This window comes from Paractinoplanes rishiriensis (genome assembly GCF_016862375.1).
GTDB classification, from domain to species: domain Bacteria; phylum Actinomycetota; class Actinomycetes; order Mycobacteriales; family Micromonosporaceae; genus Actinoplanes; species Actinoplanes rishiriensis.
On the sequence record NZ_BOMV01000018.1, the window covers coordinates 46842 to 62818 of the forward strand.

The following is a 15977-nucleotide window of genomic DNA, read 5'->3' on the forward strand; positions in this document are numbered from 1 at the left end:
GAAGATCTGCAGAATTTCTGTTAACGTCAAACCCGTGACCGCTTCATCTTCTGTCGACCTCGTTACCCTCGGGCAGCGCCTGCGCCACCTGCGCAAGACCAAGAACATGACGTTGGAGCAGCTCAGCGAGGCGGTCGGCCGGGCGCCGTCGCAGCTTTCGATGATCGAGAACGGCAAGCGCGAACCCAAACTGTCGGTGCTCCAGGCGATCGCGGGCGCGCTCGGCGTACCCCTGCAGGATCTTTTGCGGCCGGAGGCCCCGAGTCGCCGGGCCGGGCTGGAGATCGACCTCACCCACTTCCAGCAGGATCCGGCTTACGCCGCCCTCGGCCTGCCGGTGGTACGCGGCGGTCGGCGGCTGCCCGCGGACGCGCTGGAGGCCCTCGTCGGCCTGCACCGCGAACTGGGCCGGGTGCGCACCGAGCAGAGCGCCACCCCCGAGGTGGCCCGCCGGGCGAACGCGCAGCTGCGGGTCAACATGCGCGAGCGCAACAACTACTTCGCCGAGATCGAGCAGGCCGCCGCCAAGGTGCTGACGTCGGTGCGGTACACCACCGGGCCGCTGTCCCAGCGCGGCATCCTGGACATCGCCGCCAGCCTGGGCTTCTCCCTGCACTACGTGAACGACCTGCCCGGCTCCACCCGCTCGGTGACCGACCTGCGCAACCGGCGCATCTACCTGCCCCAGGTGGCCAGCGGCAAGGGCCACGACCCGCGCGCCGTGGTGCTGCAGACGCTCGGCCACTTCGTGCTGGGCCACAGCGACCCGGCCGACTACGGCGACTTCCTGCGCCAGCGGGTCGAGGCCAACTACTTCGCGGCCGCGCTGCTGATGCCGGAGAAGTTCGCCACCGACTTCCTGCGCCAGGCGAAGGCCGACCGGGCGCTCGCGATCGACGACTTCCGGGACGCGTTCGGGGTGTCCTACGAGACCGCGGCGCACCGCTTCACCAACCTGGCCACCCAGCACTTCGGCATCCCGGTGCACTTCACCCGGGTGCACGAGAACGGCATCGTCTACAAGGCCTACGAGAACGACGGCGTCCGCTTCCCCAGCGACGTGACCGGCGCGATCGAGGGCCAGCCGATCTGCCGCCGCTGGGCGTCCCGCACGATCTTCCAGGCCGACGACCCGTACTCGTCCTTCTACCAGTTCACCGACACCTCAGCCGGCACCTACTGGTGCACGGTCCACATCGAGTCGACCCGCTCCGGCGAGTTCTCGGTCACCGTGGGCACGCCGTACGAACACGCCCGCTGGTTCCGCGGCGGCGACACCACCCGCCGGACGGTCTCCCGCTGCCCCGACCCGAACTGTTGCCGCCGCCCACCCGCCGACCTGGTGCGGCGCTGGTCCGGCGGCGCGTGGCCAAGCGCGCGAGTCCACTCCCACCTGCTGGCAGCACTGCCACCGGGCACCTTCCCGGGAGTCGACGCCCAGGACGTCTACGAGTTCCTGGACCGCCGAGCCTGACCCGCGAGCCTGATTTGGCCGGGCGCGCTGCGGTCGCGTGCGACCGCCAACCCGGCCGGACCTCGACTGCCCCACCCACGGCGGCCGCCGCAGTGATCACCGCACCACCTTTCGGCACCGAACGTGCGAGCCGATCCCGACCGCGGCCATCGTCCCGCAGCTCGGACCCGGCGTCCCACCATCCGACCACACCACAGGCCTCAGCGGATATATCGCCCTTATCACGAACCGCGCGCCGATGTTGTCGACTTGCAGTCCGGCCCGCACTGTCCGGCCCGCACCCCCAGATCAACAAGATCCGGAGTGGCGCGGCTCGGGGCAGCGCGGGCGGGCAGCGCGGGCGAGCAGCGCGGGCGAGCAGCGCGGGCGAGCAGCGCGGGGCGGCGCGGGGCAGCGCGCTGCTGGGGCGGCCAGGGCCCGCAACGACCAGCCGGCCGCGCCGCTCGGTCGAAGGGGCGGGGCTCAGTTGACGGCGATTATGCGGTTGATCAGGGTGCCGCCCGGGAAGTCGAGCATCAGGACGCCGGTGCGGGTTACCGGGGCGTGCACGTCGGGGCCCTCGTTCAGGTAGGTCAGCAGGAACGGGTTGACGCCCTGCACGCCCAGGGCGCCGCCGGCCACCTGCTGGGGCTGGGCGAAGATGCTCGCGCCGCTGGTGAAGTTCACGTGGATGCGGGTGGGGTCGCCGGCGCTCGTGGCGTCCAGGAAGCGGCGCACCTGGTCGCGCTTGGTGGCGATGGCTCCGACATTGGGCACGTTGTACTCGTCCTGGACATATGTTGACGAGCCGTCGTTCCAGCCGGCGAACTGGGACAGGCCGTAGTTGGCGAAGCGGCCGCCTCGGGGGCCGTTCAGCACGGCCAGTACCACCTTGCCGCGGACCTCGGCCAGGGTGGGCACGGCCGCGGCGGTGGCGCGGGTCACCGCGGGCGTCCAGAACAGGGCGGGACGGCTGGCCACGTACGCGTCAAAAATGTCGGTGAAAGGCGCCTGGCCGGACGCGTCGGTGCACGAACCCAGCTCGCCGGTGCATTCCTGCTTGAGTCGCAGCAGGACCGTCTCGCCGGGGTGTGCGGACAGGAACTCGGCCAGCCGGGCCAGCACATCGTCGAAGTTCGCGTTCTGGTAGGTGGCGCCGTGGTGGATCGTGAAGGTGTTGCCGGTGTTCACCCGGGCCCGTACGTCGATCATGCGGATGCCGGCGGTGAGCTGGGCGGTCAGGGTGGCGCCGCCGTCGCCGTGGTTCTCCTGGGTCTGGGTCCAGGCGCCGCCGTGGATCGACAGGGTCTCGTGGGTGCCCGGAATGGACAGCGCGGCGAGGCTGGTGGCGCCGGGCAGGGCGCGCATCCAGTCGGGGTTGCTGGCCGAGGTCAGCGTGCGGTAGGAGGGGTCGGCCGCGAGCAGGGTGGCCGTAAGAGCGGCGGCGACGGCGAGCTTCACACAGCGAAACTTATCTATCGCTGGCGGCGGATGTCACCCGTCCCGGTCGGCTCCGAGTCTTTCGCGCAACGCGGCCAGGGCCTCGCCGACGTCCGACTCGGCCGGCGGCGGGGCGGCGGCCGGACCGCCCTCCCGGCGCTGGCGTACCTGGCGGGTGTGCGCGTCGAACCGCAGCCGGGCCTGCTCGTACTCCCGTTCCCAGGCGTCCCGCTGAGCCTCGTAGCCCTCCAGCCACTCGCCGGTCTCCGGGTCGAAGCCCTCGGGGTAGATGTAGTTGCCCTCGGCGTCGTACGCGGCCGCCATCCCGTACATGGTCGGGTCGAAGTATTCCTCGTCGTCGGTGATCGCCTCGTCGGCCTGCTTGAGCGACAGCGAGATGCGCCGGCGCCGCAGGTCGATGTCGAGCACCTTGACGAAGACCGCGGCGCCCGCGCGGGTCACCTGGTCGGGCTGCTCCACGTGGGTTTCGGCCAACTCGGAGATGTGCACGAGGCCCTCGATGCCGTCGTCCAGCCGGACGAAGACGCCGAACGGCACCAGCTTGGTGACCGTGCCGGGCACGATCTGGCCGATCGCGTTCTCCCGGGCGAACTCGTGCCAGGGGTCCTCCTGGGTGGCCCGGTACGACAGCGACACGCGTTCCCGGTCATGGTCGACCTCGGTGACCTCGACCGAGACCTCCTGACCCACCTGGACCACGTCGGTCGGGTGGTTGACGTGCCGCCAGGACAACTCGGAGACGTGCACCAGGCCGTCGACGCCGCCCAGGTCGACGAACACGCCGAAGTTGACGATCGACGAGACCACGCCCTTGCGGATCTGACCCTTCTGCAGCGAGCCCAGCACATCCGCCCGGTTCGCGGTCTTGGCCTGTTCGAGCGCGGCCCGGCGGGACAGCACCACGTTGCCCCGGCCGCGGTCCATCTCGAGGACCTTGAGTTCGAGCTCGCGGCCCAGGTACGGGCGCAGGTCGCGGACCCGGCGCAACTCGACCAGCGACGCCGGCAGGAACGCGCGCAGCCCGATGTCGACGATCAGGCCGCCCTTGACGACCTCGACCACCTTGCCCTGCACCGGCTGGTCGCCGTCGCGCAGCTTTTCGATGCGGTCCCAGGTGCGTTCCTGGTCGGCCCGCTTCTTGGACAGGAGCAGGCGGCCCTGCGGGTCGGCGGTGGTGAGCACGACGGCCTCGACGCGGTCGCCGACCGCGAGCGGGGCGGCCTCGCGCGGCAGTTCGCGGGACGGGATCACGCCGTCCGCCGTGTATCCGACGTCGACCAGGACCTCGCCCTTGTCGACCCGCACCACGGTGCCGGACAGCGTGTCGCCGTCGTTGACCGGGCGGATGATCTCGTCGGAGCCGGTGGCGTCCAGGGCCGCGTCGACCGACCGCCAGGCCTCGTCGTCGCCGGGCGCGTTCAGCACCTGGCGGCAGGCCCGCAGGCTGCGATAGACCAGCGCGGCCGTGGAGTGTGCCGGGCCGAGCGCCCGCCCGATCCGGGTGGACGCCTCGGCCAGATGGTCGGCGGCGGTGCCGGCCAGGTCGGCCGAGCGGGCCCGGGCGGCCGCGGCCAGTTCGGCGAGCGCGCCGTTGGCCAGCGCCACCACGGTGACCGGGTGGACCGGGCCGAGCGTGCGGCCGGCGTCCTCGGCCACCCCGGCGAGCTGCCGGGCCGCCTCGGCGAGGCCGTCCGCCGCACCGTCCCGGCGGGCCGCCGCCAGCTGGGCGACGCCGGCCTGGGCGGACGCGGCCAGGGTCAGCGGGTGGTCGGGTCCGAGCCGGCGCAGCGCCCACCGGGCGGTGCGCAGGCTGTCGTCCAGGACGGCGGCGTGGTCGGTGCCGGCCGCCACGCCGCACTCGGTCAGCCGGACCCGGGCCGCCAGCACCCGCGGATGGTCGATGCCGAGCGCGGTGCCCAGCAGCCGCACCGGCCCGGAGAGCGCCGCCAGCAGCTCGCCCAGCCGCTCGGTGTCGCCGGCCAGCCGGGCCGCCTGGAACCGGCCGTAGGCGAGGTCGGCCAGGGTGCTGACGGCCGCCGGGTGGCCGGCCGGGAGCGCCTCCTGCACGGCCGTGGCCGCGGCGGCGAGGGCCTCGGCGGTCTGCGGCACCGCCCAGCGCTCCTCGCGCAGCGCCTCGGCCTGCAGCCGGGTGAAGCAGGATGTGAAGACCAGGCGGGGGTCGGTGAGGCCGGGCTCGGCCTCCTTGGCGCCGGCCAGGTCGCCCCGGGCCAGCGCGAGCGCCGCGAGATTGACCCGCACCCGCGGGGCCACCTCGTCGTCGGCGTCGGCGAGGGCCTCCTGGAGCGCGTCGCCGGCCTCGGTCAGGTGGCCGGCGTCGGCGAGCAGCAGGCCGCGCAGGTTGTGCACGCGCGCCCGCTCCGCGCCCTCGGACCGGCCCGCCGCCGCCTGCAGCACCCGGATCGCGAGGTCGGGCCGCTGCGCCTCGGCGAGCAGTGCGGCCAGCTCGCAGGACGCCGCCGCGTCCGGCTCCTCGGCCAGGGCCTGCTCGACCGGCCCGTCCAGATCGGTGCCGCCGAGAGCGGCCCGCACCGCCTCCTCAGCTCCGGATATTGCCTGCGCCAACGCGGTCATCCCCGCACGCCCTCCTCGGTGGCCCGGTCCCGTACAAAGCTGAGGAGGAAGTCGCCGGCCGGGCCGGGCGGCACGCCGAGCGCCGCGGCGGAGTCGGCGAACCACGACTCGCCGGCGCCCAGATCGGGTCCGTCCAGCTCGATCAGCCCGGCCTCGGCGAGCCGGCCGCCGACGCTGTGCCCGGCGGCGTCCGCCACCGTCACGTCGGAGCGTTCGGCGCTCAGACCGGGGGCCACCGCGTAGCCTCGGGAGACCAGGAATCCGTCGCCGAGCACACGGCCGTCCTGCATGATCGTCACCGCAGGGGTGTTCTCCGTTACCACCGCGCGCCTCAGCCGCGCCCGGCCGGACGGCACGATGGGTCGCCGGCGAGCTGGCGCGTAAATGGCATGTGAACCGGTCCGATCGACTACGGCGAAATTGGTGACTGTCCGGAAGGCAACACGCTACCCGGTGTCACGCCGCTACGACAGTCGTCCGAAGGTCCGGATGGGGGTTTTAGGCTACCCCGATGCAGATCCGGACGGTCACCGGCGCCGATATCGCCGACCTGAACGAGCTGTTCGACAGCAACTCGGCGACTCGCGGCTGCCGGTGCATGTGGTTCGTGCTGTCCAACCGGGAGGTGCAGGGCGGCTGGGGCGCCGGCAACCGGGACCGGTTGACGAGCCTGGCCGCCGGCTCGGCCGAGCCGGTCGGTGTGCTCGCGTACGACGACCGGCCGGTCGGCTGGTGTGCCGTCGGCCCCCGCGCCCGGTACACCCGGGCGCTGCGCTCGCCGATCCTGGCCGGGCACGACCCGGCCGAGGACGACCGGGTCTGGCTGGTTCCGTGCTTCTTCGTCCGGGTCGGCCACCGCCGGGCCGGACTCACCGAGGAGCTGCTCACGGCCGCGGTCGAGGTGGCCCGGCAGCACGGCGCCACCGCGGTCGAGGGCTTCCCGCTGGCTGGTGCCGGACCGCACCGGTCCGACCGGTACCTGGGCAGCGAGCCGCTCTTCGCGGCGTGCGGATTCACCGAGGTGACCCGGCCCTCGCCTCGCCGGGTAGTCATGCGCCACGAGCTCAGCCCAGATAGACCCACAGCAGGGTGAGCCCGAGCAGCACCAGGGCGGCCACGGCCAGGATGATCAGCAGGATCAGCCAGATCGAGACGCCGCCGCGGGCCGCCTGCTGGGCGTACATCGCCGGGGCCAGCTGGGTGCCGCGGGGGCGGGCGGTGCGCAGCTCGAAACCGCAGCGCTCGCAGCGGATCCGGGTCGGGTCGTTCGGGTATCCGCAGGAGCGGCACTGCACCTGCCCCTGCGGCGCCGCCCCGAACGTGCCCGCCTGGAACTGACGGGTCTCCACCCGGGGCTGCGGCGGCGGGGCGGCCCGCAGGCTGGTCATGTCGTCCCGCTCGTTGGGGCTGCGCGGGATCGACTGGGCCCGGGCGTCGTTGTCGCCGGCGCTCTTGCGCAGGAACATCAGCGGGTAGCCGCAGTTCGGACACAGCTGGTCCCGGTCCGGCTGGACCGGGTAACCGCAGTCCGGGCACGGCATCTGGCGTACCGAACCGTAGATCTCAGGCATTGTCGTCTCCGGTGCTCGGCGGGCGGGCGCGGCCGCGGGCCGTCTGTTGCTGGAAGCGGACGTCCAGCTGAACCTTGGCGCCCAGCGGCAGTTCGCTCTCCAGGAAGGCCATCACCTGGCGCTCGGTGAGGTGGCCGGTGTGGTCCATCTGCACCACCACGACCGGGTCGGGTGGCGGGATCTTGTCATTGCTGCCGTACACGCCGCCACCGTCGAGGACCGTGACCCGGGCGCCGGTGGCCGCGGCCAGCAGGGCCTCCACGCCGTACCGGGTGCCGCGCCAGCCGAGCAGCTTGCCCACCTCGCGGACCATCGAGCGGCGGTATTCGGCGGGGTCGGTGGGTTCCAGCATCACGCCCAGCCAGGAACCCAGGTACTGCAGCATGTCGGGACTGGCCAGGCCGGTGTCGACCTGGTGCTCGATGGCGTCGATCCGTTCCCGGACCGTGTCGTGCACCTGCTCGAACGCGCTGACCAGGTCGTGCAGCACCTGGTCGGTGGCCATCGCCCGGGGCAGCTGCTCGACCAGCCAGCCGGCCTGCGCGGTCACTGCTGCACCACCACCCGGTGCTCGAAGGACATGAACAGCGACTCGGGCAGCAGCCGCAGCCGCTGCTCCACCTGGTCGAGGGTGCGTTTGCGGCGCAGGTCGGCGGAGAAGAAATGCACCGCCTCGATGCCCTGCACGCCGAACGAGCCCTGCAGCACCCCGTACACGTCGCCGAGGCGCAAGTCGGTGTCGAACGGCCAGCCCTGGCCGCTGGGTCCGCCGGTGAGCGGGTTCAGGTATTCGTAGAGGGCGCGCTCGGCCCGCTCGCGTACCGTCTCGGTGCGAACGCCCGGCGCCGCCCGGACCTCCGCGACCACCTTGACCCCCTGATAGCGCGGGGCCCGCACCCGCAGCCGCATGGTGAGCAGCCGGCGCGGCTCCAGATAGGCCTTGATCTGCTCCTCCAGCTCGTCGGAGAGCCCCAGGTCGTCCAGTTGCAGGTTCTCCGGCGCGATGTCGACCCGGGGCACCACCAGCAGCCGGGCCGGCTCGGCCGGGTTCTCCGGCGCCATGCACCGGGCCCGGGCCACACTGGGCGCCGCGTCCAGGGTGAGCCGCTCGACGTCCTCGGCGGTCACCGCGCGCCGGCCGCTGCGCAGCAGCATCGGCCCGCGCACCTTGGCGTTCTCCACCGTCTCGGCGTCCACCCCGCCGCTGCTCGCGTCCAGGTTGGTCACCGAGGCCACGAACGGGATCGAGGTGTGCAGCACGGTGAGCCGCTCGGCCGGCACGTTGCCGCGGCGGCCGCCGCCGAACCGGTAGCCGGTCACGTAGACCTGCGCGTCGATCGGCGGGATGGCACCGTGCTGCCAGACCCGGCCCTCCCGGTCCAGCACCCGCGGCCCGAACCGGATCTCGCCGGTGGCACCGGACCAGGTGAAGACCTGGTCGTCCTCCTCCGCGTCGGCCAGGTCGGCCACCTCGCGCCAGGTCTGCTCCTCCGGTTCACCGGTGCGCTCGTGGCGCGGCAGCACCACCCGTACGGTCTCCTCGTAACGCCGCGGCAGCACCGGCACCCGGCGGACCTGGAACACCTGGCCGGGCTTGCCGGTGCTGGTGCCGAGCAGTTCGGCCGGGGCCGGCTCGGCGTGGTGCGCCGGCACCGCGCCGCCCAGCGCCACCGCGGACAGCTGCTCGAGGATCGGCGGTTTCGAGTACTCGGGCTGCCCCTCGATCGCCTTGACCAGCCGGCAGCGCAGCCAGAACGCCCGGCGCGACCCGATGGCCAGCGCCTCGTGCCGCAGCGGCAGCAGCAGCGTGACCTGGCCGGTGCTGTTGAAGCCGGCGCTGGTGTCGTCGAGGATGCGCACCTCCTTCCAGGTCTGCCCGTCCCACGCCTCCCACACCCGGGGCGGCCGGCGCGGGTCGACGCCGGCACCCTCGGGACCGGTGGTGACGTCGAGCCGCAACAGGTTGCCGGCGGCCGAGTCCTGGAGTCCGAAATAGACGGCCTCGTCCGGCTGGAGGGTCGGGAACAGCTGCACGGTGGCGGCCTCCCGGCGCAGTTCCTCCCAGTGGTCGGCGTACCGCTCGCCGGCGCTGTGGGTCAGGCAGGCCATCAGCTTGGGCGGGGTGATCACCAGCTCGGAGTCGGTGAGGAAGACGATCGGCGCCTCGTCGTCCCGGCGCTCGGTGCTGACCTGGGTGCCGCCCGGCACCCGGACCGCCTCGTCGCGCGCCGCGGTGAGCCGGAACAGCAGGTCGGCGCGGGCCGGCACGGCCGAGAACAGCTCCACGCCGACCAGTTCGAGGAACTTCACGTAGAGCCGGTCCGGCACCTGGTTGAGCCGGTACAGCGTCATCTCGGTCATCCAGGCGAACAGCTCGATCAGCGCCACGCCGGGGTCGGACACGTTGTGGTCGGTCCAGTCCGGGCAGAGCCGGTTGATCCGCCGTTTCGCCTCGTCGACGATGTCCTGGAACCGGCGGTCGTCCAGATCGGGCGCAGGGAGGCTCATGACGCGGGCTCCTCGGTGGGGATCGTGTAGAACGGGTACACCAGGTTGCGGACGTCGTTGGTGGCCTTCACCCGGTACGCGACCGTGATGTGCACGGCACCGGCCGCCTGCTCCGGCTCGGCCACCACGGACTGCAGCTCGATCCGCGGCTCCCAGCGTTCGAGGGCCTCCTTGACCGCCTGCTCGATCAGCCCGATGGTCCCCGCGGTCAGCGGTGCGAAGATCTGCTCCCACATGGCACAGCCGAACTCGGGCCGCATCACCCGCTCCCCCGGCACCGTGGACAGGATCATCCGGATCGCGGCGTCCACCTCCTCCATGCCGGTGACCAGGCGGAAGCTGCCGTTGCGGTTGATCGCGGCCGGGAACGCCCAGCCGTTGCCGATGAAGTCGCCGCCGGCCATCGCTCAACCCACCAGCACGTCGGGCGAACCGGCGACGATCTTGCTGACCGGCAGGTCGACCGGGTCGTTGCAGGTCGCCACCGGGTCACCGAGCCGGGCCAGCGGCTTGCCGTTGACCAGCACGGTGGTCGAGCCCATCACCACCCGGCCCTGGTTGGTCGGCGGTTTGGTGAAGCTGGTCGACGGCGGCGGGATGTGCGGCGGCTGCACCGAGATGCTGTCCACGGTGGCGGCCGGCAGGCTGTTGACCAGCACGTCCGGGGACAGCGCCAGCGCCAGCTGGCCCGCGTACGGCAAAGGTGTCGGGGTTGGCCCCGCGCCCGGAACCACGAGGATGTGCGTGTCGATCCCGGTGACCGGATCGTTCTGGCGTGCGGCCGGCTGCGGCATGGCGACCCGCCCTCCTCAGTTGAGCTTGATGGGTTTGCCGGACGCGGTGATCGGCCCGGACGCGGTGATCTCGATCTGCGCCGCGGAGAGCAGCAGCTTCTGGGTCGCCTTGATCTCGATCTGGGTCGCGGCGACCACCAGCTTCTGGTCGCCGGTCAGGTTGGACTCGGACTTCTCCAGCCGCACGGCGCACGGGGTGCCGCCCAGGGTCAGCTGGATCTCCGGCTTCTCGTCGTCGAAGACCAGCCGGGAGTCTTTGCGGCTGACCAGCATCCGCTGCTTCACCACGCCGCCGGACACCGACTCGGGCGAGGGCGGCACGTCCTGCCGGTTCCACAGCCCGCCCAGCACCACCGGCCGGGTGGTGTCGTCGAGCTCGAAGCCGACCAGCACCTCGTCGTCGACCTCGGGAATCCACTGCAGGCCGCGGGCCTTGCCGCCGCCCGGCGTGGCGATCCGGGCCCAGGCGCTCTCGTCGTCCTGGGACAGGGTGGGGAACTTGACCCGGACCCGGCCGAGGCGCTCGGCGTCGTCGTTGTTGGTGACGATCCCGACCACCAGGCCGCTCCAGCCGCGCTTCTCCAGGGTCGCGGTGCCGCCGGTCAGGTCGGCCAGCGCGCCGGGCTGCTTGCCGCCGCAGACGAATTTGGTCAGGTACGGCTTGGTGGCGCCGTATGTGTGCTCCACCCCGGTGACCCGATAGTCACCGGTCATCCGCGAGCCGATGCCCTCGATGCGCACCTTGGCGCCGGCCGCGATCAGCGGGTCGCCGGCCGCCTCGCCGCGCAGCACCACCTCCTCGCCGGACGCGCGCAGCAGCAGCGAGGCGGCCAGCGCGTCGGCTTCCGCCTGGTCGGTGACCGGGAACTGGCCGGCGTTGCGCTTGACCCGCCCGAACGCGCGCCGGGCGGCGTCGGTGAACTCCTGCGCGGCGGGCGCGTCGGTGCCCGGCTCGGCCTGGTCGGCGCGCCCGGTGATGGCGGTCTTGCCGAGCTGGTCCCAACCGCGGATCTCCACCTCGTCGCCGCGTTCGGCCGCCGAGAACCGGACCGTGAACCGGGACAGGTTCTTGCCGTAGGTGAGCTTCGGTGGCGTGATGGCCGCCTTGGGCGCCTTCTTGAAGAAGAACGTCTTCTCGTTGACCCACACGTCGAAGCCGATCCGGGCGGCCCGGCGGCGCAGGAACGCGTAGTCGGTCTCGCCGGCCTGCAGCACGTAGTCGTGCGCCGACCCGGTGGCGTCCACCTCGGCGTCCAGGCCGTACTCGCCGGCGATCCGGCTGGCGATGTCGGCGTCGGTGACCCGCTGGAAGCTGCGCGACTTGGCCACCCGGGCCATCCGGTGGGTCAGGTCGAAGCCGGCCAGCACCAGCTCGTGCCGTCCCGAGGCGCCCGGTTCGATGCTGATCGCGGTGATCTCGCCGGTGGTGACCACGACCGGGTCGCCCTCGGCCCGGAACGCGATCTCGACCCGGGTCCCGATCGAGAACGTGCCCTTGTCGAACAGCTCGAAGTGCGGGTCGTCGAAGTACAGCGCGAAGTAGTCCGGCAGCTGCACCGACTCCTCCACCCGCACCAGCGCGAGCTGCGGGTACAGCTCCGGCGCGAGCGGACCGCCGTCCACGGTCAGCACCACGCCGTCCAGCCGCCGGGTGTCAGCCACGGCGCCGCACCGGGAGCTCCGGGATGATCAGCATGGTGCCCGGCCGGAGCGCCAGCGGATCCATTATTTTGTTGGCGTCCGCAATCAGGCGCCACCGGGTGGCGTCCGCGTAGTGCCGCGCGGCCAGCCGGTCCAGCGTCTCGCCGGCCACCAGCCGGTGCACGGTCTGCAGCGACGGCGTGTGCGAGGTCGGATTCTGCAGTGGCTTGACCGCGTCGTCCTCGAACTGCTTGAGCGCCAGGTCGGCCTTGGCCCGCAACGGCATCCCGTCGGCCGCGAAATACGTGAACTTGATCTGGAGGCGTTCGACCACCGCTTTGAAGGAATGCAGCGGTCCCCAGTGGAACGTGACCCACGGCGGCCGCGCCTTGTTGCGGCTCTGATCGGCACCCGGCAGCTTGGGATCCACCTTGAGCAGGTCGAGCAGCAGGTCGGTGTGCGCGGTGACCGGCGTGCCCAGGTCGGTGGTGTCCAGTGTGATGCTCATCGTGAGCGTGCCCGGCTGCCCCGCCGAGAACCGCAGCTCCGGCGAGTTGCCGCCCTTCTGCTCGGCGGCGTTCCACGAGGCCGACTTCGTGATGGTCAGCTCCGCCGGGTTGAACAGGAACGGAATGACTTCCTTGTGCTCGGTACGCAGCTCCGCCTTCTCCGGCGCGCCCGGAATGCCCGGCATCAGCAACCACCCGCCCTCATCAGAACACTCCCGCCCATCGCCCGCCGCGCCGCTCGATCTCCCGCAGCAGCCGGCGCTCCACGATCTCCACCACCTGATCCGGGTCGAGCGCGCCCTTGGCCTCCCCCGAAGCCGCGCTCAGCACGTTGCCGGCCGCCTCCGAGATCCCGCCGATCGTGCCGGTCACGCCGCTCACCGCGTCGTTCACACTGTTCATCGCGCTGCCCACGCCGCCGGCCACCTGGCTCATCGCACCGTCGACCGCGCCACCCGGCCCGAAATTTCCGGCAAGTCCGCCGAGGCTGCCCAACCCGCCGCCCGACATAGCCGCACCGAGCGGACTCCCCGCCGCCTCGATGACCGCCTGCCGAGCCGCCCGGGTGGCCACCTCACCGACCGCGCCCATCCCCCCGCCGACCGGCAGCGAGTCCACAATGCCGGCCCCTTGCTGGAACCGGTCCCGTCCCGCCGCGAGCGCCTGCCGCTCATCGTCGTCGAGGAGACCGGACGCACCACTCAACAGGAACCGGGGCCGCCGCACCGGACTGCGCGTATGCGCCAGCTCATGCGCCAGCACCGCCGACACCGCAGGCGCCGACGTGGGCACGGCCGGCAGGTGCACAACCGTCCCGGTGGTGGCCCCCAGCGCCCCCGCGGCGGCCAGCGCCCGCGTGGTGTTCGGCCCCGCCGTGAACAGCGGCGCCCGGGCCCGTCCGGTGATCGCGCTGGCCATCGCATGAAACGCACCCGGCAACGCACGCGGCGCTTCCAGCGGCCGCGAGGCCACCGCGGCCTCCCAGCGTTCCCTCGGGCTTTTTAGAGGTACGGGTAAAGACGGGTCCCCGGAAACACGGCCACGCCGGGTGGGTGCTCCCGCTCCGCGCGCCGCTGCCGGGCTGTTCATGACGGCCCCGCGCGGGTCCGGCTCGCTGCCTGGCGGCAGCGTCACCGCCCCCATCACCCGAAGATCTCCCGCCCCCCGCGGATTACTGACAGTGGGCCCACTGACCGGCCGCCGCAGCAGCACGCGCTCCCCCGGCCCACCGCGCCCGGGGCCGCTACCGCTATCGACACTTAGGGGGGAAATATCCGAAATGCTCCGCGAGTGGGGGCCGGCCCCGCGGCCGCCGACCGACAGTCCATCCAGGACGGAGCCGCCGACCTCGGGCCCACGAGGCGGCACAGCGAAACCACGATCGCCACTGGGCGACCCGCCACCATCTCGCCCCCGGCCGACATGCAGGTGTCCCGCGTGCGCGGCGACGGAGTCGCCCCCAGCGGGACCACGACCCGGCAACCCGCCACCATCCCGCCCCCGGCCGACATGCAGGTGTCCCACGTGCGCGGCGACGGAGTCGGCTATTCCGGAAGTGTTCGGAACGCTCCGAGGGTGAGGACGGCCACCCCGCCCGAGAACCGACAGCCCGTCCAGGACGGAGCCGGCCACCTCCGGCCCACGAGGCGGCGACCCGAACCCGCGAGACACCAGCTCCGGACCGCGAGGCGCCGCCCCAAAACCGCGAGACGCCGACTCTGCACTGCGAGGCACCGCCCCAAAACCGCGAGACACCAGCTCCGAACCACGAGGCGCCGACCCGGAACTGCGAGGCGTCGCCCCGAAGCCGCGGAAAGCCGGCTCTGCACTGCGGCGAGTCCTCGCGGGACCGTGACGACGGTCGTCACCCGGTGCCCCGGCGCCGCTTACCCCGCGGGGTCCCCTCAATCCGGAAATATCGGGAATGCGTGCGGCAGACCCGGCATGATTGTGGGATTCGCTCTGCCCGCGAGGGGCCACGGGGTAGGGCGAATCGGCGGTCCTCCGCGAAAGGGAGCCGCGGCCACCGACCGGCAGTCCGTCCAGGACGGATCCACTCACCTCCGGACCGCGAGGCGCCACCGCGGAACGAGAGGCTGCCAGGGATCCGCGAAGCGCCGCCGTGCCACCAAGCGCCGCCGTGCCACCAAGCGCCGCCGTGGAACCGCCGAGCGCTGCCGAACCGTGAGACGGCGCCACGGAACCGTGAGCCTGCGTCCGGCCGGCGCGCTGCTCTCGGCCGGCATGCGCCTGCCCCGCACGCGACCCGCCGCCCGCCACCCCCAATCCGGAAATGCCGGAAATGTTTGGCGCGAGGGATCCGCTCGGGCCGCCCGGGGAACGGCCGGCCGGATCCGAGTGGCCGGCCGCCGAGAAGATTGTTCGCACGCGCAGGGTGTCGGCCAGGCCGGCGCCGACGGTCGGTGCCGGTTTGCCGGAGCCCGTACGGAGTCCGGGCGGGCCGCCGAGGAGACCCATTCGCAGATCGTGGCCCGGTCGCACGTCCGGTCCCGGCGGCGGCGTGGATGCCAGCGACGACCGCGTCCGACCCAGCGGCGGCCGCTGACCTACCAGCGACGCGTCGCCGATCAGCCGCGTGCCGCCACGCGCGTCGGGTGGCGGGGCGGCTGCGGTGGCCGGCTCGCGCCGGCGGGCTGAGCGGTACCAGCGCAGCAGTGCCCACGGGCGGCGCACCGGCAGGGCGTCCGCCAGGCCGGCCGACGCCGACGGGCCCGGACCTAGGCCCGGGGCCGGATGGGCCAGTGGGGTGCGGGCGGCACCGCCGAGCCCCGGTCGTAGTGACCGGGGCAGCAGGCGGGCTACGAAGCGGCGGAAGCGGCGGCCGCTAGCCGGTGGTGAAGCCACAGTGGCACACCTCCAGTTCCTCCACCGCCAGGTCGCGGGAGGACGCCGCCAGCCGCGGGCCGGTCCACTTCACCGGTTTCACGCCGAGGAGGCTCCAGGTGCGGAACGGCGTCTCGCCCTTCGGGTCCATCACGCTGATCGCGCCCGTCGTACCCTCTGCCTTGTTGCCGTTGGCGTTGAAGCCCTCGCCGGAGAACTGCAGCAGCCAGGTGAACAGGTCGTCCGAGTTGATCAGGCCGCGTTTGAAGACGATGTTCGGCCATTTCATCCGGCCCAGGAGCTTGTGGGTGTACGCGTTCTGCCCGCCTTCGGCCAGCTCCTCCACGTCGATCTGCACGGACAGGCCGCTCACCTCGGTGAACGCGCCGATCTCGAGCTTGCCGACGGTGAACTTGAACTTGCCGACGAACGGCGGGTCGATCGTGTACGCCCTAGCCACCCTGTACTCCTTGCCATGCGCGTTCGTTCAGGCCGCCCACCTCCTGCAGGAGGCGGATCCGGTCGCCGTGTTCCAGGTCGAGCAGCCGATCGAGGTCCCAGTGCAGGTGGTACGCCAGGAAGGCGATCTCCTGCCAGAGCTCGT

The 15977-nt window shown here is 72.4% G+C and carries 14 protein-coding genes and 1 pseudogene; 2 read left to right on the top strand and 13 right to left on the bottom strand.

From position 1 onward, the window contains the following. The first annotated feature begins 34 nt into the window (after positions 1 to 34). Positions 35 to 1474, top strand: coding sequence for an XRE family transcriptional regulator (locus tag Ari01nite_RS11145; RefSeq protein WP_203781088.1), 1440 nt, complete (start codon positions 35 to 37; stop codon positions 1472 to 1474). A gap of 462 nt (positions 1475 to 1936) precedes the next feature. Here Ari01nite_RS11145 and Ari01nite_RS11150 read toward each other — a convergent pair whose 3' ends face one another. The 3 genes from Ari01nite_RS11150 to Ari01nite_RS11160 form a co-directional block, all read right to left on the bottom strand. After that, positions 1937 to 2914, bottom strand: a complete 978-nt coding sequence (locus Ari01nite_RS11150; RefSeq protein WP_239162654.1) for a phosphatidylinositol-specific phospholipase C — start codon at positions 2912 to 2914, stop codon at positions 1937 to 1939. A gap of 33 nt (positions 2915 to 2947) precedes the next feature. Further along, entirely contained in the window at positions 2948 to 4432 is a 1485-nt protein-coding gene (gene rpsA / locus Ari01nite_RS49770; RefSeq protein ID WP_438872162.1) for a 30S ribosomal protein S1, read from the bottom strand. Between the two features lie 1070 nt (positions 4433 to 5502). Further along, positions 5503 to 5796, bottom strand: coding sequence for a hypothetical protein (locus Ari01nite_RS11160; RefSeq protein ID WP_203781090.1), 294 nt, complete (start codon positions 5794 to 5796; stop codon positions 5503 to 5505). A gap of 221 nt (positions 5797 to 6017) precedes the next feature. On the opposite strand from Ari01nite_RS11160, the gene Ari01nite_RS11165 reads away from it, so the two are divergent. Beyond that, the gene (locus tag Ari01nite_RS11165) at positions 6018 to 6599 is read left to right on the top strand and encodes a GNAT family N-acetyltransferase (RefSeq protein ID WP_203781091.1); all 582 of its coding nucleotides are present in this window, start codon (positions 6018 to 6020) and stop codon (positions 6597 to 6599) included. On the opposite strand, the gene Ari01nite_RS11170 is transcribed toward Ari01nite_RS11165, so the two are convergent. The 10 genes and pseudogenes from Ari01nite_RS11170 to Ari01nite_RS51385 form a co-directional block, all read right to left on the bottom strand. Beyond that, positions 6571 to 7077: a zinc-ribbon domain-containing protein gene (locus Ari01nite_RS11170; protein WP_203781092.1), complete on the bottom strand. Its 507-nt coding sequence runs from the start codon at positions 7075 to 7077 to the stop codon at positions 6571 to 6573. The genes Ari01nite_RS11165 and Ari01nite_RS11170 overlap by 29 nt on opposite strands. After that, entirely contained in the window at positions 7070 to 7627 is a 558-nt protein-coding gene (locus Ari01nite_RS11175; protein ID WP_203781093.1) for a phage tail protein, read from the bottom strand. The genes Ari01nite_RS11170 and Ari01nite_RS11175 overlap by 8 nt, the downstream gene beginning before the upstream one ends. After that, positions 7624 to 9585 carry a putative baseplate assembly protein gene (locus tag Ari01nite_RS11180; protein ID WP_203781094.1) on the bottom strand — a complete coding sequence of 654 codons (1962 nt, stop codon included), beginning with the start codon at positions 9583 to 9585 and terminating at the stop codon, positions 7624 to 7626. The genes Ari01nite_RS11175 and Ari01nite_RS11180 overlap by 4 nt, the downstream gene beginning before the upstream one ends. Next, complete coding sequence (locus tag Ari01nite_RS11185) at positions 9582 to 9989, bottom strand: GPW/gp25 family protein (RefSeq protein WP_203781095.1); 408 nt, start codon at positions 9987 to 9989, stop codon at positions 9582 to 9584. Before Ari01nite_RS11185 ends, Ari01nite_RS11180 begins: the two co-directional genes overlap by 4 nt. Positions 9990 to 9992: 3 nt before the next feature. Beyond that, entirely contained in the window at positions 9993 to 10379 is a 387-nt protein-coding gene (locus tag Ari01nite_RS11190) for a PAAR domain-containing protein (protein ID WP_203781096.1), read from the bottom strand. Between the two features lie 15 nt (positions 10380 to 10394). After that, positions 10395 to 12041 carry a VgrG-related protein gene (locus Ari01nite_RS11195; protein WP_203781097.1) on the bottom strand — a complete coding sequence of 549 codons (1647 nt, stop codon included), beginning with the start codon at positions 12039 to 12041 and terminating at the stop codon, positions 10395 to 10397. Further along, positions 12034 to 12714 (bottom strand): CIS tube protein, encoded by a 681-nt coding sequence (locus Ari01nite_RS11200; protein ID WP_203781098.1) that lies wholly within the window; start codon positions 12712 to 12714, stop codon positions 12034 to 12036. The genes Ari01nite_RS11195 and Ari01nite_RS11200 overlap by 8 nt, the downstream gene beginning before the upstream one ends. Before the next feature lie 19 nt (positions 12715 to 12733). Then, on the bottom strand, positions 12734 to 13447 hold the full coding sequence (locus Ari01nite_RS11205) for an eCIS core domain-containing protein (RefSeq protein WP_203781099.1): 714 nt from the start codon (positions 13445 to 13447) through the stop codon (positions 12734 to 12736). Positions 13448 to 15374: 1927 nt separating this feature from the next. Then, entirely contained in the window at positions 15375 to 15833 is a 459-nt protein-coding gene (locus Ari01nite_RS11210) for a phage tail protein (protein WP_203781100.1), read from the bottom strand. After that, positions 15826 to 15975, bottom strand: a pseudogene (locus tag Ari01nite_RS51385) (DUF6760 family protein); the annotation flags it as partial. The pseudogene Ari01nite_RS51385 and the gene Ari01nite_RS11210, both read right to left, overlap by 8 nt. Positions 15976 to 15977 lie beyond the last annotated feature (2 nt).

Excerpts from the sequence above, each read along its gene's own strand:
- Ari01nite_RS11160 (WP_203781090.1), bottom strand. The coding sequence starts at position 5,796 with ATGCAGGACGGCCGTGTGCTCGGCGACGGATTCCTGGTCTCCCGAGGC.
- Ari01nite_RS11165 (WP_203781091.1), top strand. The coding sequence starts at position 6,018 with ATGCAGATCCGGACGGTCACCGGCGCCGATATCGCCGACCTGAACGAG.
- Ari01nite_RS11170 (WP_203781092.1), bottom strand. The coding sequence starts at position 7,077 with ATGCCTGAGATCTACGGTTCGGTACGCCAGATGCCGTGCCCGGACTGC.
- Ari01nite_RS11180 (WP_203781094.1), bottom strand. The coding sequence starts at position 9,585 with ATGAGCCTCCCTGCGCCCGATCTGGACGACCGCCGGTTCCAGGACATC.
- Ari01nite_RS11185 (WP_203781095.1), bottom strand. The coding sequence starts at position 9,989 with ATGGCCGGCGGCGACTTCATCGGCAACGGCTGGGCGTTCCCGGCCGCG.
- Ari01nite_RS11190 (WP_203781096.1), bottom strand. The coding sequence starts at position 10,379 with ATGCCGCAGCCGGCCGCACGCCAGAACGATCCGGTCACCGGGATCGAC.
- Ari01nite_RS11200 (WP_203781098.1), bottom strand. The coding sequence starts at position 12,714 with ATGCCGGGCATTCCGGGCGCGCCGGAGAAGGCGGAGCTGCGTACCGAG.
- Ari01nite_RS11205 (WP_203781099.1), bottom strand. The coding sequence starts at position 13,447 with ATGGCCAGCGCGATCACCGGACGGGCCCGGGCGCCGCTGTTCACGGCG.